The sequence below is a fragment of the Acinetobacter sp. YH12070 genome, from assembly GCF_013419625.1.
Taxonomy (GTDB): domain Bacteria; phylum Pseudomonadota; class Gammaproteobacteria; order Pseudomonadales; family Moraxellaceae; genus Acinetobacter; species Acinetobacter amyesii.
This window is the reverse complement of the sequence record NZ_VOZT01000052.1, coordinates 1-23,091: the sequence shown is the minus strand read 5'-3', so window position 1 is coordinate 23,091 and position 23,091 is coordinate 1. Positions and strand designations below refer to the sequence as shown.

Below are 23,091 nucleotides of genomic sequence, written 5' to 3'. Positions count from 1 at the left end.
TTCAGCACTGTATGTTCTTCGTTTTTTCGCAAGAGATGCGATGGATGTCTGATTATTTGTAGTCATAAATTTAAGTCCCCACTTGTTTCTAAGTGGGGACTAAATTAAGGCTTATAGGATGAATTCATAAGGTGTGTTCAGCGGACGCTTACTTAGTATTTTGAATATTAGCTATTTTTTATGAACTAAGGTTTAAAGTTTGAGGCAATAAAAAAGAGAGCCAAAGGGCTCTCTTTTTGTGCTGAATAATCGGTTAGATTATTGAGCAGCAGCTTCAGAAGCAGCAGTAGTAGCTTCAGAAGCAGCAGCAGTAGCTTCAGAAGCAGCAGCAGTAGCTTCAGATGCAGCAGCAGTAGCTTCAACAGCAGCAGCGTCAGACGCAGCAACTACTTCAGAAGCAGCAGCTTCAGATGCAGCAGCAGGAGCAGCTTCTTCAGTTTTTTTAGCACAACCAACGAAAGCTAAAGTAGTAGCAACTGCAGCAGCAATAGCGATTTTTTTGAATAACATGGCATCACTCTCTAAAATATGAGATTAAAAAATAACCTGCGTTAGTCTGTTGTGTGCTTTTATTATGCCTAATTTGAATAGGTATTAAAAATGCATAGAGCAGTCTAACTGGTCTGCGTGTATGCTATCACTGAGTATTTTGAAATGCTACTAGCGACTTTGAAAAAACCGTGAAAAATAGGTGAAAAACGACCATTTTTTAACAGAAAATAACAATTAAGAGAAAGATTTATATTGGGGAAATAGCAAATAAACCACTAAAAAGAATAGGGTTTTTTAAAATATATTTTTTATAATCATCAACTTGAAAATAAGTTTACATGGAAATCCATCAAATGTTTCTTTGTGTAACTAAAGTCAACCAAATAAAAAGGCCATCGTTATAGATGGCCTTTTCAGTCAAACATTCAACTTAGTTGGATGCTTTACGTTTCATTTGATCAAAGAAATCATCATTGGTTTTGGTTTCTTTCATACGATCAAGCAAGAATTCCATCGCTGCAAGTTCGTCTTGTGTATGAAGCAATTTACGTAAAATCCAAACTTTACGGAGGTTATCTTCAGACATTAGGCGCTCTTCACGACGTGTACCTGATTTTTTGATGTTCATCGCAGGGAACACACGTTTTTCAGCAATACGACGGTCTAGGGTAATTTCTTGGTTACCTGTACCTTTGAATTCTTCGTAGATCACTTCATCCATCTTACTGCCAGTTTCAATCAACGCAGTTGAGATAATTGTCAGTGAACCACCTTCTTCAATATTACGTGCTGCACCGAAGAAACGTTTTGGACGTTCTAAAGCATGGGCATCCACACCACCAGTAAGAACTTTACCAGATGAAGGGATTACAGTGTTGTAAGCACGTGCTAAACGAGTAATTGAGTCAAGTAAAATCACTACATCTTTTTTGTGTTCTACAAGACGTTTAGCTTTTTCAATCACCATCTCTGCAACTTGTACGTGACGAGCTGGTGATTCATCGAATGTTGAAGCAACTACTTCACCACGAACAGTACGTTCCATTTCTGTTACTTCTTCAGGACGTTCGTCAATTAGAAGGACAATCAAGAAACATTCAGGATTGTTACGAACAATCGACTGAGCGATGTTTTGTAACAACATGGTTTTACCGGCTTTTGGCGGTGCAACGATAATTGAACGTTGACCTTTACCAATCGGAGCAACCAAGTCAACCACACGCGCAGTTAAGTCTTCTGTTGTACCATTACCTAATTCCATTACCAATTGTTCGGTTGGAAATAAAGGTGTTAAGTTTTCGAAAAGAATCTTATTACGTGAGTTTTCGGGTGTGTCGTAGTTAATTTGATTAACTTTTAATAATGCAAAGTAACGTTCGCCTTCTTTAGGTGGACGAATCGTACCTGTAATAGTGTCACCAGTACGAAGGTTGAAGCGACGGATTTGTGATGGGCTCACATAGATATCGTCAGGGCCGGCTAGGTAAGAACCCGCTGCAGAGCGTAAGAAACCAAAGCCGTCCGACAGAATTTCTAGAACGCCATCACCAAAAATCTCTTCGCCGTTCATTGCGTGGCGCTTTAAGATGGCGAAAATAATATCTTGCTTACGGTTACGAGCCATTCCTTCGAGGCCCATAAACTCGGCAATCTTGATGAGTTCGCCAATCGGTTTTTTCTTGAGTTCGGTTAAGTTCATAGGTGGTCAGATAGAATCTAAAATTCTGAGGTACAGGTTGGAAAAGGGAGCAACAAATGTGCCGCGATCGTGCAAGAAACGATAGCAATTGGTTTGCACAAAACAATTCAGAGATCTGATTCGTTATATGAAGAGAGATGTGAAAAACAATTCTGTTGCCGAGCGGCATTTTATGTGTTGTGTGTTGTAAGAAAATGACAGGATTTGAGATCCTTAATTTCTTGAGTAAACAATATAAGAGAGAACGCAGCATTTGTCAATTTATCAACCAAAAAAATACGCTGTGTAAAACAGCGTATTTTCGAGTGTTTTTATCGAAAAAATATTAGATGTTTTCTTCGATGAAAGCTGTCAATTTAGATTTTGGTGCGGCACCGACTTGGGTTGCTACAACTTCGCCGTTTTTAAACATTAATAATGCAGGAATGTTACGGATGTTGTAGTTTACAGCTGTTTGTTCGCAAGAAGTTACGTCTACTTTAACGATTTTAACTTTGCCTTCAAACTCAGTTGAAAGTACTTCAAGTACAGGTGCAATGGCTTTACAAGGAGCACACCAACCTGCCCAGAAATCTACAAGTACAGGAGTATCAGACTCTAGTACATCGGCTTGGAAGTTTTCATCAGTTGTATTTACGATATTGCCAGACATGGATTTTGCTCCGGAATTAATTTTTAAGTTGACTCTATGTTTATAAGTATTACATAGCCAACTATAACAATGTAGGGGGTTATGTAAATTTTCGACCTGAATGGCGAGTTTGTCTAATGGATGATCACGATGCCGATGATCGTGTATGACTATCATTGCTTCAGATAAAAAATCGATAAGTTCCGCCCGAACTACTCATAAATGGCTTTTAAATTGCATGTATGTGAATTAATCTAAGCACAATTCTGAACAGGTTTTTTTGAATAATGTCTGATTTTTTGATTGATGAAGAATTACTTGCTGCTATCGATATGGGATCGAACAGCTTCCACTTGGCTATTGCACGCGTAGACCATGGTGAAGTGAAAAAAGTTGCATCAATGTCAGAAAAAGTACAGCTTGCCGCAGGTCTAGACGAAAATAAAAATTTGACTGAAGCCGCACAGCAACGAGGATTAGCCTGCCTAGCACGTTTTGTGGGGCGTTTAAATCCTGTACAAGCTAACCGTTTACGTATTGTGGCGACTAATGCCTTGCGTCAAGCAAAAAATGGTCATGAATTTATTCAAAAAGCCGCTGAAATTTTACCAAAACCAATTGAAATCATTGCTGGTCGTGAAGAAGCCCGTCTCATTTATTTGGGGGTTTCACATACTATGGCAAATAGTGGTCGCCGCCTTGTGATTGATATCGGTGGGGGCTCAACAGAGTTGATCATTGGTGAAGAGTTTGAACCGATTCATACAGAATCTGTGCAAATGGGCTGTGTCGCTTTTACCAAAGCGTTTTTTGCTGATGGTGAAATTAACCTGAAAAGTTTTGATAAAGCGGTAAATGCTGCTCGCAAGGAAATCGCAGGCATTGCCAACACTTATAAAGCTGCGGGCTGGGATACTGTTGTCGGTTCAAGTGGCACGATCAAAGCGTGTCGTCAGATTTGTGTCAATATGGGCTGGAGCAACGATCAGGAAGAACTGACACGTGACGGTTTATTTAAACTCAAAGATAAATTGCTTAAATATAAGCATGTCAATGAAATGGAATTTGATGGTCTAAAAGAAGACCGTCGAGCAGTTTTGCCAGCCGGCATTGCCATTTTGTATGCAGTCTTTGATGTGCTGAATATCGATAAATTGGTCTATTCGGATGGCGCGTTACGTGAAGGCGTGATGTACGACCTATTGGGACGTTTCCAACATGAAGATGTTCGTGACCGTTCTGTACATGCGTTGATGGGTCGCTACAACGCAGATATGAAACAAGCTGAACGTGTGGTAAATACCGCTCAACAACTGTTTAATGGTGTGGCGACCGCACTGAATTTGACCAGTGATGACAGTGATTTACTGCGTCGTGCAGCGTATTTGCATGAAATTGGCTTAGCGATCAGTCATAGTGGTTACCATCGTCATGGTGCTTATTTACTGCAACATTCGGATATTCCTGGTTTCTCACAAATTGATCAAAATCATTTGTCGCATTTAGTAGCGCATCATCGTCGTAAGTTACGCAGTGACGCGCGCATTGATGTGATGAAAGTCGGTGGTAACAAACTTGTTTACTTATGTCTATTGCTTCGTTTAGCAGTTTTATTAAATCATAGTCGCAGCGATGAGATGCTTCCTGCCATTGAATTAAGCGTGGACAATGCGCAACAATGGCAACTTAGTGTTTCTGGTGATGCCAAACAGTGGCCTTTGTTGGTTGCAGACTTGCATGATGAGCAGGTGCAATTTAAGCATTGGGATATTGAACTGAATATCCAGTCGGAACAATTTATCAATTAACAGACCAGTTAAGTTAGGGATAATGATCGACCTATGAAAAATAAAGCAGCTCAATCTAAAGCCTGGACTACGGTTCAGATCGCACGTCATCCTGAACGTCCGCAGTTTTTGGATTATGTTGGCGAAATTTTTACAGAGTTCGATGCTTTGCACGGTGACCGCCTATTTGGTGATGACGGCGCGATGATTGGTGGTTTGGCTCGTTTAGATGGTCAGCCTGTGATGATTGTAGGTCAGCACCGTGGTCGTAGTACACGTGAAAAATTACAACATAATTTTGGTATGAGTAACCCCGAAGGTTACCGTAAAGCACAGCGTTTATTGGATATGGCCGAGCGTTTTAATCTGCCAGTCTTTACCTTTATTGATACCATGGGTGCGTACCCAGGTGTGGGTGCAGAAGAGCGTGGTCAGGCCGAAGCGATTGCAACTAGCTTAGCTCAGCTTTCTTCACTCAAAGTGCCTGTAGTGGCAACGGTATTGGGTGAAGGTGGTTCGGGTGGTGCGCTCGGTATTGGCGTGGCTGACCGTGTGATTATGCTATCTCACAGTATTTATTCAGTGATTTCACCTGAAGGCTGTGCATCTATTTTGTGGAAAACTGCAGAGAAAGCAGAACAAGCAAGTGAAGCATTGGCATTGACGGCAGATAAATTGCAGAAGATGGGCATTGTGGAATACGTGGTGGACGAAGCGGAAGGCGCACATTTAAACCCTGAAAAAGTCATGCAGGATTTGAAAGTGGTCTTGAAGCAAGCTTTAGAAGAACTGCAACCAATGGATGCAAACGAACGATGCGAAGCGCGTTATCAGCGTTTAATGAAGTTTGGCAGCGACAATTTAGGGCTGACTGCTTAAGTCAAATTCAGGCGCTGCCTGAACAAAGCCGATTTTTAATAGGATGTAGTGGTGGCATGGATTCCATGTTGCTGCTGCATCTTATGTCGTTTTTGTGCCCTGAAAAAATACGGGTGATATATATTGATCACCAACTACAAGCGTGTAGTCATGCTTGGGGCGAGTTTGTACGTGCTCAGTGTACAGCGCTAAATCTTCCATTCATCATACAGAAAGTCCAGGTTGCGCAAGGTAACCTTGAAAATCAAGCACGCTCGGCCCGCTATCAAGCCTTTGCCCAACATTTACAAGCAGATGAAATATTGGTACTCGCGCATCATCAGCAAGATCAAGCTGAGACACTGATGTTGCGGCTACTTTCAGGTGCGGGTGTCCATGGCCTTGCTGCCATGAAAAAATTCGATGTACGTGAAGATTTTGCTTTATGGCGTCCGCTATTGGATCTTTCACGTGAGCAAATTTGCCAATGGGCAGCACAACTGCATGTGCAAAATATTCAAGATCTCACTAATTTTGATACCGACTATGACCGCGCGTGGAGTCGTGAAATTCTATGGCCTGTACTCAGTGGTCGATTTCCTAAAATGCAGCAAGCCTTGAGTCGAACCAGTTATTTGATGCAAGATGCTGATGAAATTTTACACGAGGTGTTGCAACAAGATTTGGCAGCCTGTGGTTCATCGCAAACTTTATCTTTAGTGGTTTTACAACAGCTCAGTCTGGCACGTCAGCGTCAGTTGTTATCGCACTGGATGAAAGGTGAGGGGCAATATCGTCCAAGCTTTGAAATGGTACAGCGTTTAGTTTCAGAAGTGATTAACTCACGCGAAGACTCGCAAGCGGCACTACACTGGAATGGATTTTATTATCTGCGCTTTCAACAGCAACTTCATCGGATTGCCAAAGCGGATTATCTGCCAGCAGAATCCATTCAAGAGGTTGAAGTTGTAACTTGTGTTGCAGGTCAGTGCCTCAAGTTGCCTGCCGGCCATTTTGTGATTCAACCCTCAGAGGTTGGCTTATCACCTGAATTATTGGGGCAGCAACTGCAGATACGCCCACGCCTTGGCGGCGAAAAAATTCATTTATATGGTCGTGTCGGAAGTTGGCCTTTGAAAAAAGCCATTCAGCAGGCGCAAATTTTTCCATGGCAGCGTCATACTATTCAAATATTAAGCCGAGATAATGTTATGCTAGGCGTCTTTACGCCTCAGGGCTTTTGGTTGGCGCAGTCTGAATTTTGTACTCAAGCTGGCTGGCAACCGACATTATCTCTTAACGCTAAATCTGCAATATCGGATCTTCAATCATGAGCGCAATTCTAAATTGTAATATCAGTTTCATTGGTGGCGGCAACATGGCACAGGCTTTAATTGGTGGCCTAATTGCACGTGGTGTCCCGACTACACGTATTACAGTTTCAGATCCCGTAGAAAAAGTACGTGAGCTTTTGGCTGAAAAAGATTTGCATGTGACCGATGATAATGTTGCGGCAATTCGAGATGCTGACATTGTTCTTTTTGCAGTTAAACCTCAGGTGTTGGCAAAAGTTTTGGCACCATTACAAGGTTTGCTAGAAGGGAAGTTGGTGATTTCAATTGTTGCAGGTGCAGAAATTGCAACGATTTCAAAACTATTAGGCACAGAGCGTATTGTTCGTGTCATGCCAAATACACCGGCTTTAGTTCAAACCGGTGCGCATGGCTTATATGCAGGTGAAGCGGTTTCAGCTGAAGATCGTGATCTTGCAAGTCAAGTTTTGGCTTCAACGGGTTTAACACTTTGGGTAAACTCAGAAGCGCAAATTGATGCGGTAACAGCAGTTTCTGGCTCAGGTCCTGCATACTTTTTCTATATGATGGAAAGTATGATCCGTGCAGGTAAAAACATGGGCTTGGATGAAAAGGTAGCTACAGCGCTAACCTTGCAAACTGCATTAGGTGCCGCACAAATGGCAATTACCAGTGCCAATAGTCCTGCGGAGTTACGTAAAAATGTAACCTCTCCAAACGGTACAACACAAGCCGCGATTGAAGTGTTTGATCGTGCTCAAATTTCACAAAATATTCAGGCTGCTTTAGCCGCAGCGCAAAAGCGTAGCCAAGAGTTGGCACAAGAGTTAAGCGAAAGCACCAAATAATTCGATTTGATTTAGGAAAGTTCAAGTATGGGCTCTGCTCAAATTTTTGGAATCATTATTAACGTTGCAATTTTGCTCGTATTTTTCCGTTTTTTAATGCAGCTTGCTGCCGTGAGTCCATATAACCCTGTGGTTTTGGCAACAGCAAAAGCAACAAAAATTATCGATATCTTTAGCCGAATTTTCCCAACTTTGGCCAAAGGTCGAGTGAATACTGCAGCTTTGGTGTTGGTGGTGATTCTGTATTTGTTAAAAATGTTTGGTTTGATGTATTTGTCTGGAGTGGCGGTGAATAGTCCATTCCATTTGATCATTATGACCTTTGTGACCATGATTCAGGATTTAATCCGTTTCTGTCGTTACTTAATTTTTGCATCGATTATTTTGAGTTGGGTGGTGATGTTTAGTCAGTCACGTTCGCCTTATATTGAAGTGGTTCAAGAGCTGGCGGAACCGCTACTTGCACCATTCCGCCGTATTCTTCCAAATATGGGGATGATTGACTTGTCACCAATTTTTGCGATTTTGGCATTGTTGGTTGCGGAAACCATTATGAAGCAAGTCGCAATTGCATTATTGACTGGTCTTTAATCTGAGCTAAGACAAGTTAAATTAAAAAGGATGCCGAGGCGTCCTTTTTTGTGGATTTAATATGTGGTGTAAAACAAGATATTTCTACTAACTAAGAAACATCTCACCTCCATCCCAACCTTCCTCCTATAAGGAGAAAGGTGTGAATGAACGTGAATGAACGTGAATGAATTAGTGTGCTTCGTCCCAGTTATTGCCTTGACCGACTTCCACAATCAGTGGAACGGAAATTTTCAACACAGATTGCATCACTTCAGTCAGTTGGGCAGACAGTTCATCGGCAATTGCAGCATCAACTTCAAACACCAATTCATCGTGTACTTGCAGTAACATTTTGGCTTGATCTTTCGGTAAGATTTTATCGACGGCGATCATGGCCAATTTAATAATATCCGCTGCAGAACCTTGTAGTGGTGCATTGATCGCTGCACGTTCAGCGCCTTGTTTCACCATTTTGTTGCTCGCCATAATGTCTGGTGTATACAGACGACGACCTAAAATGGTTTCCACAAAACCTTGTTCACGTGCAACTTGGCGAGTACGTTCCATATATTCCAAAACACCAGGGTAGCGTTGGAAGTATTTACCAATATAGTTACGCGACTCTTCTCGAGTGAAACCCAACTGACGGGTCAAACCAAATTCAGACATACCATAGAGCAGGCCGAAGTTCACCGCTTTGGCTTGACGACGTTGGTTGCTGGTCACTTCATCGAGTGGAATACCCAAAACTTCTGCCGCAGTACGTTTATGTACGTCTTGTCCATGATTAAAAGCATCGACCAATGCATGATCTTGCGAGAAATGCGCCATTAAACGTAATTCGATTTGCGAGTAATCGGCTGCCAGTAAAATGCGACCTTCAGGTGCAATAAAGGCTTTACGGATTTGACGTCCAATATCTTCACGGACAGGAATGTTCTGTAAGTTTGGATCGGTAGATGACAGACGACCTGTAGCCGTTAAAGCTTGGTGGTAACTGGTATGCACACGATGTGTGTCATTATTCACTTGTTTTAACAGACCATCGGTATAAGTGCTTTTCAGTTTAGAGAGACCACGATATTCCAAAATTAAGTCGGTAATCGGATGGTCGATTTTTTCTAAGACACTTTCACTGGTACTGTACTGACCTGTAGAAGTTTTCTTACCGCCTTTTAAACCTAATTTATCAAACAGAATCTCACCAACTTGTTTTGGTGAGCTGACATTGAAGCTTTGACCCGCAAGATCGGTAATTTCTGTTTCTAAATTTTGAATAGTATTGGCAAATTCCACACCGAGTTGGTCGAGGAAGTTCATATCCAATTCAATGCCGTTTTCTTCCATAGAGGTTAGAACACGAGCAACAGGCATTTCAATATTGTGCAAAATATTGATCAGCTCCGGGTGAGCTTGTAACTTCTTATCGAGTACTTCATATAGACGATAGGTCACATGGGCATCTTCTGCGGCATAATGGGCTGCCGTTTCAAGCTCAATTTGGTTAAAGGTTTTTTGTTTTGCACCTTTGCCCGCCACTTGTTCGAACGTCGTTGTGAGATGACTTAAATACAAACGTGCGACGTCATCCATCCCATGACGAGTTGCCACAGAGTTGAGGACATAAGAAGCCAACATGGTATCGAAATACCAACCTGCCAAATGAATGCCATGATTTTCTAAGACATGTGCATCATATTTGAGATGATGACCAATTTTTTGTACGTCATTATCTTCAAGTAAAGGTTTGAGTTGATTTAGAATTGTGTCGCGATCAAGTTGTTGCGGCGCACCTTCATAATCATGCGCAAGCGGCACGTAATAGGCATCATGTGCATCTAAAGCCACCGAGAAACCTACAATCTGCGCCACGCGGTAGTCAAGGCTAGTGGTTTCGGTATCAAAGGCAAAACGCTTTTCAGTACTTAGACGCTTGAATAACACATCCCAATCTTCTTGGGTCAATACCGTGTGATAGCGTGCTTCACCAAGTAAATCATCAACACTGGTTTTGTCCGCTTGATCTTCCACTTCAGGTGCATTGGCTACAGTCGCCGTGGTGTTGATGGCTTTGGCTGCTTGTTTGTAGGTTGCGCCATTGGGGTTGTTCGGATGATCTAATGACTGCAGTTGGTTACGGAATTCTAGTTCAGTATATAAATCACGCAGTGCTGGAATATTTGGATCGGCAAGTTTCAGATCTTCGTATTTAAGGCCCATGTCGAGGTCGCAAACAATGCTCGCCAGTTGGTGGTCAAGAGTAATCCCTTCGACATTGTCTTTAATGTTTTGACCGACTTTACCTTTAATGCTGTCGACATTTTCTAAAATGCCGCCAATCGAGCCATACTCGGTTAAAAGTTTCGCTGCCGTTTTTGCGCCAACACCGGGTACACCACGGATGCCGTCAGAGGCATCGCCCATCAGCGTGAGGTAGTCAATGATTTGATTCGGCCACACCCCAAATTTTTCAAAAACACCTTGAACGTTCATAGGTTTGTCTTTGAAGCTGTCTTCTAAAGTGACACGCTCAGTAACGAGCTGTGCCATGTCCTTGTCACCGGTGGAGATTAAAACTTGATGACCGGCTGCTTCAGCGCGTTTGGCTAAAGTTCCGATAATGTCATCGGCTTCAGCACCCGGCAACATATGCAGCGGAATCCCTAGAGCACGAATTAATGCATGAAGATATGGAATTTGTTGTGATAATTCTTCAGGCATGCTTGGACGGTCACCCTTATAAATTGGGGACAATTCATGACGGAAGGTTGGTTCAGGTGTATCGAAAATAACGGCCATGTGCGTCGGTTGGATACGACGCATTAATTTTTGGATGGCAGAAATGGCACCTCGGATTGCATTGGTATGCAAACCGGTTGAAGTGGTTAATGGTGGCAGTGCATGGTAGGCACGAAATAAAAAGTATGAGCCATCGACCAAGACAAATGGTGGCATGGATAATTTCCTAATCCTGAAAACGGTTTTATTGTACGTGATTTTTTGCCCGCACGCAGAGTCTAGATTGTATATGTAACTTACCGAATCACTGATGAATAGTTTTAATCCATCGGTCAGGCTCATGTATCATCAAAACATTCAGGAAAATGACGAAGCAGGTATGCTGAAACAGAATAATGAAATCAAGATGATTTGGTTGATGACGCTGATCATGGTAGGGATCGGGGCATGGTACTTAGATGTCCGAATCTTGAGTTATATCAGTGGCATCGGTTTTATGCTCAGTGTGATGAATTATGTCGATGATTTACAGCACGGCGCTGATGCACTGACCTTATCAAAACAACCATTTCAAGTGACATCAAAGGTTCCGTTATATATTGCATCGTTATTAACGGTCGTTGGACTGTTAACAGAATTGGGATATTTGGTTGCGATCGGGATTAGCCTGTGGGTCTATTTTTTTCTGCGTTGGCTGAAACGATTAGAACGTCAGCTGCATCTATTGCAAGGACGTGCGCTTCAGTCGCAATCGAGTCATGCAGCTACTTCAATATCAGCGCCTACAATAGACCGTCCTGAAAATTTTGATTCTGACGATACACCATCTGTACATCCCGCGACGGCAATTGGTACAGCTAGACATCAGGCAACATTCAATTCAACGCCTTCTAATACATCATCCAAGTCTGCGCCAAATCTATCTAGTCAGATTCAGCAATGGCTTTTTCAAGGCAATCCCGTGTTAAAAGTGGCGGTATTGGTCTTGGTGATTGGCGTGGTGCTCTTACTTAGATTTGCCACAGAGCACTGGCAACTAAGCTTGGCCATGAAACTGCTGATCGTGAGTTTGATCAGTGCTGGTGTTGTCGGGCTGGGTTTTTGGCTACAAACCAAAAATCGAAGTTTTGCCTTAGCGCTAGAAGGTCTAGGTCTTGCAGCGCTGTTTTTGACTTTATTTTTTGCCTATTACAATGCCGTGATTTCGGGCTTTAGCATAGCCTGTGTACTGTATGCAGCGCTTATGGCATTGACGATTTGGCTCAGTTTGAAACAGCAGTCGGTAGAACTGGCAATTATGGCAATGCTGATCGCCTATCTTGCTCCATTTACCTTGCCTGTTCGTGATGCAACTGCAACGGAATTCATCGCCTATTATCTTGTAATTAATCTGGCTGTTGCGGTCATGAGTACTTTAAGACCGTGGAAATATCTGAATCAAATCGCATTTTTGATGACGGTGATCATGGGGGGTGGATATGCTTTTTACCACGGATACACCACCGAACGGCAGATGATGAGCGTGCTAGTTTTAGCCCATGCCGCGATTTTCATCTGGCTTGGTTTTCGTTTTAGCCAGTTATTGGCGAAACAAGATCTTGCGCATTTTCAGCTTAAACCTGCCTTGGATATTGCACTGATTTTTGCTGCACCAGTGCTTGCTTATCTGGCATTGTATTTGATGTATTTTGAGGAAACGGTATGGCAGGCGGGGTATAGCTTGCTATTCGCAGCGCTTTTTGCCGCACTGTATAGCATCAGTAAACGTAGTGCGGTGATCCCACTGATTGCACAAAGTTATTTGAGTTTGACCTTAATTTTCTTGGCATTGATTCCACCGATAGTATTGAAAGAGCAGTGGAGTGTGGTCGGTTGGGCAGTTGAAGGTGCATTGATATTTATATATGCCTTATACAAGCAGTCCAATATCAGCCGTTATTTAGGCATGGCGCTCTTGGTGATGGCGGGTTGTTCAAGTCTGTATTATTTGGTTCAACTGCCACATTTCCCTGCACAGATGTATTGGGGCGTGTGTTTGAGCTATTTGGCGGCCATTATCGTGACGCATGCTGTTCCTGCATTTCATAAACAGCTTTCAAGTTCGAGTATTGCCTTTCAATGTGTGCAAATGCTCTCAGCAACTACTATGTTCATCATGTTGCTCTTAGATTGGCTGCAGACTAGCCATCAATTGGCCTTGAGTCTATTGATCGTTAGTGTGGCTTATCTGGTGGTGAATGAAGGCTTGTTAAAACGAAAAGCTTCGTGGAGTTGGTCCATCATTAAGTGGACGGGTCTAGTGCCTGTTTATGTGATGGGGCTGTACCAAGTTATTTCAGTGAGTGAGAACGGTCAGTTAATTTGGCATTCAACGATGGAGCAGATTTATTTTGCATTCGCTGGGCTGAGCTTGACGCTGCTTTGGCTACGACCATTACTCGGTGTGCGTGAAGAAAAAGAATGGGTCAGTCTCGGAATTTTGAGTAGCTTGGCGTGGACCAGTCTGACGCTGATACCCAGTATGCCGTATATCAGTGTGGTAATTTTGCCGCTGATATTTTGTGCATGGTGTTATTGGCAAGCGCAGCAACCGGTCTGGAAAATGTTTTGGCAAACGCGTAGCAGTTTGTTTTTGGCTTTAAGTTGGATCATCAGTTCGCAATTATTTAGTCAGCAGGCCTTTGTGGGATATATCTTGCCGATACTGAATCCTTTTGATGTAGTGAGTTTGCTGTTGTTAGCGGCTTTTTTATGGATGTTGAATCAACAGTTAAAAGCTGGTTTAGATCGTAGCTTGGCTGCCGTGTTGAGTGTCCTTGGGCTACTTTGGTTAAGTAGCTATGTCGTGCTTCGTGCCTTACATAGGTATTTGGATACGCCTTATAACAGTTTAGACATTTGGAGCGATGCGACCGTTCAACTGAGTTTTACTGTGCTGTGGGTGTTATTGGCTTTGGTGAGTATGCGCTTTGCCACTCAGCGCCAATTACGTTCAGTTTGGCTACTTGGTGGCAGTATTTTGGTCTTGGTTACTTTGAAATTGGTCTTGCTGGATTTATCTCATGTCGGCACTCTCATGCGAGTGATTTCATTTATGGCCGCAGGTTTTGCCATGCTTTTGATTGCCTATATTGCCCCCATGCCGAATGACAAGATTGAACCATGATGAAGTTCTTAAACGTACTAGATCACTAAGCTGTAGAGGTCGTTGGCTATAAATAGTAGATAATAAAAAAGCCCTGCACATTTGATGATATGCAGGGCTTTTTATATCAATTCTATAAACCATTATTTGAGTTGAGGCTCTCGTTGGATTTCTTGTGTATTGGCATATTGATCGACGTCAGCATCGCTTGCTTGTGTAGAAAGCGGGTGGTCAACAAAACCCATTTTCGGGACAGGGATTTCAATTTTATTTTCGACAAAGGCATTTCGAATCCGTTCCTGCATTTCATCACGGACTTTCAGGAAATTCTCTCTTTGACACCAAATAGCAAAAAGCAGCTCAATGGAAGATTCACGAAAGGCAGTGACGGTCACGGCAGGTTTAGGGTCGGCCAAGACCAATGGATATTTACTGACGGCATCTAATAGAACTTCGCGAACTTTGATGATGTCTTCATGAAAGTTAATCGCAAGGGTAATTGGAATTCGCCGTATTGGAAACTTAGACAAGTTATGCACAGGTGCCCGAATCAGTTGTTCATTCGGCAAACGGACATAGACATTGTCTTGCGTGAGTAATTTGACCGACAGTAAATCAATCGAGATCACTTCACCTTCAATGGTATGCCCGCGAATCAGTGTCAATTGAATGGTATCACCAACCTCAAAAGACCCTTCACCGATCAAGAACATCCCGCTGATCAGGTTGGATGCGGACGTTTGCGAGGCAAAACCCAGTGCGACCGTTAAAATACCTGCTGCACCCAAGAAGACGCTGAGTTTAAAGCCGGCTTCTTTTAAACTTGCCATCACAAAGATTAAAAAGATGAAATAGAAAATCCCGCGACGCCAAACCAACTGCTGATGGGCATTGAAACGCATACCTACAGTGCGGATAAAGGTGTTTGAGATAAAACGTGCAATCAGAAAGCCGATGACTGCCAGTAAAACAGCCACCAATAATTCTGTCAGCCGATCGGTATTGAGATTGGCGACCATTCCTTTTAGGCTGCTGGTAATTTCTGTCGAAATATTTAAATCTGCCATGGCTCACCGTTAGAAAAATGAATCAAACATATTGAATAGTACATTGGCTGACTCGCGTGGCGGATGCAGATAAGTCACGTCACCGGCTTGTGGCGGTGTACGGTTTTCAATTTTGACCCGCGGCGGTTTGTCATGACCTTCATGCACGACTCGAATTTGTGAAGTCCATAAACGTCCTGTACTTTCACTATAAAATAATGGCAAAGCTGGTACAGGGACATTCATACGGTCAAAACGAATCTGTTGATTACTCACGTTATGAAACTCAATAGGGGTTACTGCACGAAAAGCACGAGGTTTGAGTTGTTTAAGTTCTGTACGACCATCAACTGCTGTGGCATAGCAAATTTCACCCATTCGATGATTCGGACCAAACCAGGTATCTTTTGGTAGAATAACAGGTATATCAAACAAGGGTTCTCTAAGACCTTCGACAAAACCAGCAATCCAAAGCGGTGTGCTGATATATAACGTTCCGCGCTGTCCGGCTGGAATATAAATCGGATCGACCGGTTTAATCACCACAGACCGATCTGCCAAACGTGGCATGATTTGAATTTTGTCATGTGTCTGGCGGAACATATAACGTTCCATTTTAATGGGTTGTGGAAAACCAAATTCAGGGTCTTGTATCGGATGCCATTGCTGCTCATAGTCAAACTGAAAGGTTGGGCGATGGTATTCCATACGCCACTCTTGCATGCCGCGCGTCACACGGAACAATAAAGACCCAAACTGCCAACTGCGCGGGTGATTCAGTTCAAATTGATATTCCCCCCACCATTTACGTTTTGGGGATTCCTTTTCAGTCAAATCATTTTCTAATGGCAATGCGTATATCCCTTGTCCTGATAAATCCTAAAAACAGACTTCACGCTGTCAGATGCTTAGAGTACACTCAAAACAACTTTTTTCATCATTATAATGCGTGATGCAAGTACTTAAACAATTACAAATACCATATAGTTTTGCCAAACGTCATGGCGTATTGCTTCGATATGAGGGTGATCAAGCTTTTATTGTGCGTCGTGACAGCACGCCACTACTGGCTTTGCAAGAAGCACGTCGCTATTTAGGGCATCCTGCACAATATCAATTATGTAGTGAGCAAGAGTTTAATCAATTACTCAGTGCAAGCTTTGCCGGAGACACCGGTGAGTCTCAACAAGTGGCAGCGGGTCTGGAAGATCATCCTGATTTACTTAGCCTTGCGGACTCTGTGCCAGAAGCTGAAGATTTGATGGATCAGGAGGATGATGCACCGATTGTACGGTTAATCAATGCCTTATTGTCGGAAGCAATTCGTGTTGGAGCCTCCGATATTCATATCGAATCTTTTGAAAAAAAGCTGTCTGTCCGCTTACGTGTCGATGGTCAGTTACGTGAAATTGTCCAGCCACGTCGTGAACTTGCGCCATTGTTGGTGTCACGGATCAAAGTCATGGCCAAACTCGATATTGCAGAAAAGCGAATTCCACAAGATGGTCGTATTTCACTACGTTTGGCGGGCCGTGAAGTCGATGTGCGTGTATCAACTTTACCGTCTTCGTATGGTGAGCGTGTGGTGATGCGTTTACTCGATAAACAAGCTGGGCGTTTAAACATGACCCATTTGGGCTTGATGCAGCATGACTATGATCGATTGAAACAACTGGTACATCGTCCGCATGGCATTATTTTAGTTACGGGACCAACGGGTTCGGGTAAAACCACAACCTTATATGCGGCATTGTCTGATCTAAATGATGGTTCAAAAAATATATTGACTGCTGAAGATCCAATTGAGTATCAACTTGAAGGGATCGGGCAGACACAGGTCAATACCAAAGTGGATATGACCTTTGCTCGTGCATTAAAAGCCATGCTTCGACAAGACCCAGATGTGGTGATGGTCGGGGAGATTCGTGATTTAGAAACTGCTGAAATTGCAGTACAAGCGTCATTAACAGGCCATTTGGTACTTTCAACGCTGCATACCAATACAGCGATTGGTGCAGTGACCCGTCTTAAAGACATGGGGATTGAACCCTTTCTACTTTCAAGCTCATTGATCGGTGTGGTGGCACAGCGTTTGGTTCGAACCTTGTGCCGTCACTGTGCGACTTGGCATGATGCCGATGATTTTGAAAAAGACTTATTTAAGCATTTAGATGCATCGGCTGAGTTAAAATTGCCACAACCTAAAGGCTGTGAACAATGCTCGCATACTGGATTTACAGGGCGTACCGCAATTTATGAAATCGTCCCGATTGATGAGCAAACACGTCGCCTCATTCATGGTAATGCTGCTGAGTTTGAGTTAGAAAATCATGTACGTGCAAATGCGGGTTCAATACGTGATGATGGATTGCGTAAAGTTTTGGCAGGTAAAACCACCATTGAAGAAGTGCTCAGAGTGACGAATGAAGCGGCTGAATAGTCAGTGTAAAATATAAATAAAGCCCCGAAGCCTGTGCATGGACTCGGGGCTTTGCTTTAGTTAATCTTTTCAAAATGAATAACAGCATCGTATGCTTTATCTGTCAGAGTGAGGTGAGTTGCATCACTGAGTTTCATTTCAATGCTATTGCTCTCTTTATATTTCAAAACATCATGGCTCACTTCGGCCATACCTGATGTAGTACTAGAAGTGCGCTCAGTATTATTTTTATCGAGCCAAAATTCGTCTTTAATTTGGTAGTCATCGCCTTGTTTGCTAATGGAAAGTTTGCGTAGGCTCTCCGTGTCAGGTGTTTGTTTCCATTCTCCTGAAAAATCAGGCGCAGGTGTTTGGCTACATGCGGCTAAGGCCAAGCTTAGAAAAAGCATCGAAAAGTATGTTTTCATTGTAAAGTCCTGAAAATGATTTTAATTTTTTTATGGATGTATAGTTAATTATAGTTTGAATATTAAACATTTTTTTAATTTTATTCATTATTCTTTCTATCGAATATCTCATGATTTTTTATTTCTAATTTGACTAAAAACAGCCCAAAAATATGGGCTGTACAGTCTTTCACTTACCACAAACTGACAATTTTCTTCATTAATTCAGCACGAATGGGCGCGGTTGGGTTACCTGCATTGCGCTGCGTTTCATTTTCATAAAACTTTTGCCAAGTTTGAACTATCTCTAAAGTGACATCTTGAGTTTTAAGCTTTTCAACGTCGGCTTTGGTGATATTGGCTAAGCGCGCTGCAGCACCTTCTGGGCCTGTACCCCAACCAATGATGCCTTGACCATAGGCAGGTAAAGACATGTTGTTCGGTGTTGGCGGTAGCGCAAGACGTTGAATATCTGGATTGACCAAGGATTTAATTTGAGGACGGACTTTTTCAGACAGGGTTAATTCGGCAAAACTTAGTGTGGATGCGCTGATTAGCAATGTACCGATAAGGAGAGATTTAAGCATCATAGATCAACAAATGAATGTAAATAAGAATCGTTATATATTTTAGCAAGGTTTTGGCGGCTGAATAAGAATATTTAAATGTATTGGAAATGGATAAGATTTTATTTTGAGCTCAACTGTAGATTTGTAGAAGTCAAAAAGTTCAAAGCACTATTTTATAAGAAATTAAAACAGTGCTTTGTATAGATAGCTGAAAATGGATTTAAGTCAAAACATTTAAAGTGACATTAATATTGTTTCGGGTAGCATTTGAATAGGGGCACACAATATGCGCAGCATCGACCAATTTCTGTGCCTCGCTTGCATCCATACCCTCAAGATGAATATGAAGCGTCACTTCGATACCAAATCCTGTTGGAATAGGGCCGATACCAACATCACCCTCGACGTAGGCAGCAGGGGTAATCGAAATTTTATCTCGGTTAGACACAAATTTCATTGCACCTAAAAAACAGGCTGAATAACCAGCGGCGAAGAGTTGTTCAGGATTCGTACCATTACCTGTACCCCCCATAATTTTCGGCACAGCCAATTGAACATCTAAATGACCATCGGATGTCGTTGCACGACCATCACGACCACCAGTGGCTTTTGCATGGGCTGTATAAACTGCTTTTTCTAAAGTCATTTTTCTAATCCCTCAGATGATGGTTCAAAATCATATCGTGGGGGATTTTGTTTAAATAATATTCAGTTTTTTTGTAATTTTATACAGAGTGAAAATCAATATTGAACCAAAACACGGTGCTGCATCAGTGGCATAGATGCGCGAATCTGTTGCTGTTCGTCTAAGTCAAAAGGAACCGTGAGTAGTTGAGCGCCTTCTTCTGCGGTGATTGCTAAAATTTGACCACGGCTGTTGCTTGCTCCAGCATGCCCCCAAGTTTGACGCTTTTCACCATGCCAACCTTGTTGTGCGGCTCCTAGTACAGCACATTGGCTATCCATAGCACGGGCTTGCAGTAAGAGCTGCCAGTGCATTTCACCCGTGGTATAAGTAAAAGCTGCAGGCGCCGTTAAAATGTTTGCACCTTGGCTACGAAGTTTCAAAGCCAGTTCAGGAAAGCGCAAGTCGTAGCACACCATCAGGCCAATATTGCCAAAAGGTGTTGTTGCAACTACGGTTTCAGTACCAGGTTCAAAGAATTTTGATTCTTGATAGCCACCGACAGCGTCACCAACTTGCACATCAAATAAATGAATTTTGTCATAACGTGCTTCGGTACGTTCAGGGCTGATACACAGGCTGACAGTACGGACACGGCCATCTTGAATGATTGAACCATCTGGACGATAAGGGCATGGGAGTGTGCCCGCAACAATCCAAAGTTGATAACGATGTGCGAGTTGTTCTAGTCGCTGCTGAATACTTTCAAATTGCGCCGCGGTTTCGCGTTGTTTACCTGCGGCAAAACAGACAAAATTTTCGGGAAATACAATGAGACTCGCACCTTGAGCCTGACTTTGTTGCATCAATGATTCGATCACTTTGAAGTTATCTTCAATGTTATTTTGAGAATTCATTTGTGCAACGGAAAGTAAAGTCATGCGAAGAGGCTCTGCTGTGATTAACCTAAATTAGACATTTTGCTGCTTGGGTTGCTCTAGATTGTCCTGCTCTTTTTGCAGTTGTTTGACCAAAGGCTCAAACATATTTTGGTTGCTATCATTTAGTTTCATCAGCGTTTTGTGTGCATCTAAAACCGTATTCAGCATATTGCTATGGGTAATGTGTTCTTCCATAAGTGCGCGAGTGCATACACTTGGATCACCACAATAATTCAAAATAACAAACACCTGACCTAAACCCATGCTATTGGCAAGCGTTGTGATATCAGAGTTTGTAGACAACATTACCGCTTGGATATGGTGAACTTGTTTGAGCTTCAAACCCAGTTTAGCCAAAATGCCAAGGACAGTACTATCGATAAATGTCGTTTGGGTTAAATCAACGATTGCACCGACGACATTTTGTTGCTGTTCAATTTTGTTTAATAACTTGTCTAGACTAATACAAGATTGGGCACGCACTTCGCCAATAAGCTTAAAAATATGCGTTCCGTTCAAGCTTGCATATTCAACATGACCTGTTGACATATAAATGCCATTTGCAGAGAAGGATAGTAAATTATCCCATAGGGGCACAGCTTACTCAAGTAGCCGAGTATGATCAGAAAGTCGTATTCGGTTTAAGTAATTGATTTCGTGATTAATTGATTCGACGTAAACTTAGGATGGCAATATCGTCGGCAACATGGTCTGGTGCTTGAAATGATTGATTTTGCAAGTGATAGACCAATTGACCTAGCTGTTCATTCAATCCACCGTCAAAAGGTTCAAGTGCGCCATCCGAGCAAATTACAAAGCGTGAATAACGATTTAAGGTGAATTCAAACTCTTCCACTTCTAGGTCTTCAGTTAAGCCAAGTGGAAAGCTACTGGTATTTAAAATTCGTGCGGGAAGACCGGGTTCAAATAAAATGGCCGGCGGATAATGGCCTGCACTAGACCATTTCAAGACATGCGTATCGAGATTAAGTATTCCCGCAATCATGGTAATGTGCTTTTCAATATTTTCTTGAACCAACATGCCATTGAGCTTTTTGATGAGTTCTCTCGGGGTTTTTGAACGACCGTGGAAAGCAGCCATCCAAGAGGTCAGTAAACTACTCGTCACCCCATGACCAGATACATCTGCAAGATAAAACATGATTTCTTTATCACTGATTTTCCAGTAATCGTACCAATCACCCGATAAATAAGCAGATGGCTGGAAGAATGTTTCAATTTTATAGTTGTGGAGTTCAATCGGATTGGGCAGTAAACGTTTTTGCAAATCTGCAGCAGAAGGGAGATCACGGCTATCTTGATTGCGTTTGTATTGTGCATCAATTTTAGTAAGTGCCACCTGAAGGTTAGTTGGGATATGATCCCAAACCCATCCTGCTAAAGCGCCTTGTTGCCAAGCTTGAGCCAATGCAGCACCTTCATGCTCAAAAGCGAGCACAATAGTAGGAAGTGTCCATTGGTGATTTAAAAAGTCGGCAACATCAGCAATTGCAATGATCGTTGGATCATACAAGTCTAGATCTTCAATGTTAATCATTTGTACGCTAGGAAGCGCATCAAGTACCTGATCTAAATATGGAATATCACGAGTAGGTTGAATGAAATACATAAAGAATTAGATGAATCCTTCGATAGACAATAAGTGTACTATAGCAAGCTAATGATGGCTGGAGGTAAAAACCACACCAGCCAATTGAAAAATTTTATTTATTCAGTTGTTACCGTGTCGGTATCATCTGAACTGCTATCATCAATGAAATCGGTAGAATCATCAGAAGAAACATCTGTTGAATTATCTTCAGATTCATCAATATCGTCATCTTCTTCATCAATAAATAAGTTTTCTTCAGCAATACCTTTTTTCTCGGCAATAGAATAGTTCAGGCGTTGCAAATAGATATCACGAATTTGAGCGTATTTATCGCCTTGCAATACACCTTCGATATCCAGTAATTGAGCGCGAGTATCAATTCCACGTAAAGTTTGCTCAGACCAGTAAGCTACATCATGACCATCAAGCATATATTTCTGTGGACGTCCTTGACTATCTACAGCTAGACCAACGGTTTGGCGCAATGTGCTTGGGCCAAGCACTGGTAGAACAATATAAGGACCAGAAGGAATACCGTAATATCCTAAAGTTGCACCAAAATTTTCATCTTCGGTTTCTAGGCCTAGGCGACTCGCAGGGTCAGCAAAGCCTAAAGTTGTCAGTGTATTAACAGTAAAGCGACCTAGACTTTTTGCGGCACGTGTCGGTCGTCCTTGGATGAGTTGGTTAAACGCATTCCAAGGTTCGCCTAAATTTTTACGGAATAAACGATAAGATTCACGAATATCCTTTGGAGTTTTTGCGACATATTGCACAGCAGCAGGGCGGGCAATATGGACATCTAAATAATCATTAAATGCGTAAACTTTCCGGTTGATCGGTTGGAAAGGGTCTTTATCTTCTTCTGATTGTGCTGCATTCGCATTAACAGATAATTTTTTTGCAACTTCAGATGACTTGACCATCGCAGCATGCGCAAGTTGTTGTGTTTTTGATTTATTGGCAGCTTCTGAATCTTGAGCAACAGGTGCTGAAGCTTCGTCATTTGCAAATACAGGTGTTGTTACGACAAGTGACAATAATCCTGCATATAAAAAAGAAGTTTGGCGCATATATAGTCCTGACGCTTTTAGCGCGGCAAAATGTTTGCCGTATAATAAGTAAAAACGTTCAAATAATCCTGATTTATTACTATTAAACCAAATTTGATCAAAATATGAATGAAAAAATGTAATTTGAGTGAAAAATGTGCGTTCAAAATAATTATTTTAAAAAAGGTGTTGCAACGGTGCTGAAATACTGTAGAATGCACATCCATCGGCGGTGATGAAGATTAAAACTTCTGATAAAACAATGACTTGGTTGAATTGATTAAGTTGGGTTTTATTTGATAAGTTTAAAAATAATTTGAATTACCGGTTGACTC

General features: G+C 42.1%; 20 protein-coding genes. 7 read left to right on the top strand and 13 right to left on the bottom strand.

The genetic code is table 11. From position 1 onward, the window contains the following. Positions 1–258 precede the first annotated feature (258 nt). The 3 genes from FTU17_RS13785 to trxA form a co-directional block, all read right to left on the bottom strand. Positions 259–510 (bottom strand): hypothetical protein, encoded by a 252-nt coding sequence (locus tag FTU17_RS13785; RefSeq protein ID WP_180005038.1) that lies wholly within the window; start codon positions 508–510, stop codon positions 259–261. Between the two features lie 412 nt (positions 511–922). Further along, on the bottom strand, positions 923–2,191 hold the full coding sequence (gene rho / locus FTU17_RS13780; protein ID WP_067731074.1) for a transcription termination factor Rho: 1,269 nt from the start codon (positions 2,189–2,191) through the stop codon (positions 923–925). A 325-nt stretch (positions 2,192–2,516) separates the two neighbouring features. Next, entirely contained in the window at positions 2,517–2,843 is a 327-nt protein-coding gene (gene trxA, locus FTU17_RS13775; RefSeq protein ID WP_078192629.1) for a thioredoxin, read from the bottom strand. A 266-nt stretch (positions 2,844–3,109) separates the two neighbouring features. On the opposite strand from trxA, the gene ppx reads away from it, so the two are divergent. From ppx to FTU17_RS13750, 5 genes are read left to right on the top strand one after another with little or no spacing between them, the layout of a single operon-like run. Further along, a complete protein-coding gene (gene ppx / locus FTU17_RS13770; RefSeq protein ID WP_078192628.1) occupies positions 3,110–4,630 on the top strand; it encodes an exopolyphosphatase in 1,521 nt (506 codons plus the stop codon). Between the two features lie 33 nt (positions 4,631–4,663). Then, entirely contained in the window at positions 4,664–5,488 is an 825-nt protein-coding gene (locus FTU17_RS13765) for an acetyl-CoA carboxylase carboxyltransferase subunit alpha (RefSeq protein ID WP_078189570.1), read from the top strand. Beyond that, positions 5,425–6,801 carry a tRNA lysidine(34) synthetase TilS gene (tilS, locus tag FTU17_RS13760; RefSeq protein WP_180135727.1) on the top strand — a complete coding sequence of 459 codons (1,377 nt, stop codon included), beginning with the start codon at positions 5,425–5,427 and terminating at the stop codon, positions 6,799–6,801. The genes FTU17_RS13765 and tilS overlap by 64 nt, the downstream gene beginning before the upstream one ends. Then, positions 6,798–7,628 carry a pyrroline-5-carboxylate reductase gene (gene proC / locus FTU17_RS13755; protein ID WP_168378486.1) on the top strand — a complete coding sequence of 277 codons (831 nt, stop codon included), beginning with the start codon at positions 6,798–6,800 and terminating at the stop codon, positions 7,626–7,628. The genes tilS and proC overlap by 4 nt, the downstream gene beginning before the upstream one ends. Positions 7,629–7,655: 27 nt before the next feature. Beyond that, positions 7,656–8,219, top strand: a complete 564-nt coding sequence (locus FTU17_RS13750) for a YggT family protein (RefSeq protein WP_180135725.1) — start codon at positions 7,656–7,658, stop codon at positions 8,217–8,219. Between the two features lie 171 nt (positions 8,220–8,390). Here FTU17_RS13750 and polA read toward each other — a convergent pair whose 3' ends face one another. Then, entirely contained in the window at positions 8,391–11,156 is a 2,766-nt protein-coding gene (gene polA / locus FTU17_RS13745; RefSeq protein WP_180135723.1) for a DNA polymerase I, read from the bottom strand. A gap of 163 nt (positions 11,157–11,319) precedes the next feature. Between polA and FTU17_RS13740 the strand changes: the two genes are divergently transcribed. Then, on the top strand, positions 11,320–14,106 hold the full coding sequence (locus FTU17_RS13740; RefSeq protein ID WP_180135729.1) for a DUF2339 domain-containing protein: 2,787 nt from the start codon (positions 11,320–11,322) through the stop codon (positions 14,104–14,106). A gap of 122 nt (positions 14,107–14,228) precedes the next feature. On the opposite strand, the gene FTU17_RS13735 is transcribed toward FTU17_RS13740, so the two are convergent. Both FTU17_RS13735 and FTU17_RS13730 read right to left on the bottom strand, forming a co-directional pair. Beyond that, positions 14,229–15,152: a mechanosensitive ion channel family protein gene (locus tag FTU17_RS13735; protein WP_180005042.1), complete on the bottom strand. Its 924-nt coding sequence runs from the start codon at positions 15,150–15,152 to the stop codon at positions 14,229–14,231. A gap of 9 nt (positions 15,153–15,161) precedes the next feature. Beyond that, positions 15,162–15,983: a hypothetical protein gene (locus FTU17_RS13730; protein WP_180005043.1), complete on the bottom strand. Its 822-nt coding sequence runs from the start codon at positions 15,981–15,983 to the stop codon at positions 15,162–15,164. Positions 15,984–16,083: 100 nt separating this feature from the next. Between FTU17_RS13730 and gspE the strand changes: the two genes are divergently transcribed. Continuing rightward, entirely contained in the window at positions 16,084–17,571 is a 1,488-nt protein-coding gene (gspE, locus tag FTU17_RS13725; protein WP_111884711.1) for a type II secretion system ATPase GspE, read from the top strand. A gap of 56 nt (positions 17,572–17,627) precedes the next feature. On the opposite strand, the gene FTU17_RS13720 is transcribed toward gspE, so the two are convergent. The 7 genes from FTU17_RS13720 to FTU17_RS13690 form a co-directional block, all read right to left on the bottom strand. After that, a complete protein-coding gene (locus FTU17_RS13720; protein WP_111884710.1) occupies positions 17,628–17,978 on the bottom strand; it encodes a hypothetical protein in 351 nt (116 codons plus the stop codon). 173 nt (positions 17,979–18,151) lie between these two features. Then, complete coding sequence (locus FTU17_RS13715) at positions 18,152–18,544, bottom strand: DUF4951 domain-containing protein (protein WP_180005050.1); 393 nt, start codon at positions 18,542–18,544, stop codon at positions 18,152–18,154. Positions 18,545–18,746: 202 nt separating this feature from the next. Then, on the bottom strand, positions 18,747–19,172 hold the full coding sequence (locus FTU17_RS13710; RefSeq protein WP_180135721.1) for an organic hydroperoxide resistance protein: 426 nt from the start codon (positions 19,170–19,172) through the stop codon (positions 18,747–18,749). 95 nt (positions 19,173–19,267) lie between these two features. Next, positions 19,268–20,092, bottom strand: a complete 825-nt coding sequence (locus FTU17_RS13705; RefSeq protein ID WP_078192617.1) for a carbon-nitrogen hydrolase family protein — start codon at positions 20,090–20,092, stop codon at positions 19,268–19,270. A 30-nt stretch (positions 20,093–20,122) separates the two neighbouring features. After that, complete coding sequence (gene gigB, locus FTU17_RS13700) at positions 20,123–20,641, bottom strand: anti-anti-sigma factor GigB (protein WP_078189558.1); 519 nt, start codon at positions 20,639–20,641, stop codon at positions 20,123–20,125. Positions 20,642–20,753: 112 nt separating this feature from the next. Beyond that, positions 20,754–21,722, bottom strand: coding sequence for an RsbU family protein phosphatase GigA (gigA, locus tag FTU17_RS13695; RefSeq protein ID WP_078192616.1), 969 nt, complete (start codon positions 21,720–21,722; stop codon positions 20,754–20,756). 98 nt (positions 21,723–21,820) lie between these two features. Next, positions 21,821–22,777, bottom strand: a complete 957-nt coding sequence (locus FTU17_RS13690) for a VacJ family lipoprotein (protein ID WP_078189556.1) — start codon at positions 22,775–22,777, stop codon at positions 21,821–21,823. Positions 22,778–23,091: the final 314 nt, after the last annotated feature.